Origin of the sequence: Flagellimonas amphidinii (assembly GCF_013090115.1) — a bacterium.
Lineage (GTDB): Bacteria > Bacteroidota > Bacteroidia > Flavobacteriales > Flavobacteriaceae > Flagellimonas > Flagellimonas amphidinii.
The window spans coordinates 1-630 of record NZ_JABFNN010000001.1 but is presented as its reverse complement, the minus strand read 5'-3'; the positions used below and the strand labels follow the sequence as shown (position 1 = coordinate 630).

The following is a 630-nucleotide window of genomic DNA, read 5'->3' as shown; positions in this document are numbered from 1 at the left end:
GCAATTACGGCGGATTCGACTACGTCCGAATCCACTCGGAATTGCTAAGGCTTGCGACCGAACCGAAAACAAACGCCGAAATCCCGTAACTTCGGTTATACGAACCGTTGTAGTGCATTTGAACGCAACGTTTTAGACATAGAAGTATCTGCTAAAAAAGATAAATTATGAAACCAAAAATTTTAATTTTAATCGGACTATTGTTTGTCATTATTTCTTGTAACAACGATGACGAAAACCCACAAACTGAAATTAACGGTGAATACGTTGGAATTTTTGAACGAGGAGGAAATAATTCTAATGTCGAGTTGACATTTAATAATGGAAATTGGAACGGTGAAAGTGAAGTTACGAAATTTCCAGCATTGTGTAATGGCACATATACAAACTCAGGAGACTTAATCACTTTCGAAAATGCCTGTCCTTGGACTGCTGAATTTGATTGGACTCTTATTTTAGGAGGCGAATGGAATTATAGCTTGAATGGGAATACATTGATTTTAACAAATACAAATGGAGATAAATACACTCTGACAAAACAATAAAAACGCACTACAACAAAGAACTGAGTTAAAAAACAAGTTCTTTTAGTTTAATTTGGACACATAATTTTCATCATAGGGCAAACCT

Annotated in this window: 1 protein-coding gene; it reads left to right on the top strand. The window is 35.4% G+C overall.

Features of this window, described 5'->3' with window-relative positions; all coding sequences use genetic code 11:
* Nucleotides 1–167 precede the first annotated feature (167 nt).
* Nucleotides 168–545: an META domain-containing protein gene (locus HJC33_RS00005; RefSeq protein ID WP_171656742.1), complete on the top strand. Its 378-nt coding sequence runs from the start codon at nucleotides 168–170 to the stop codon at nucleotides 543–545.
* The last annotated feature ends 85 nt before the right edge of the window (nucleotides 546–630 follow it).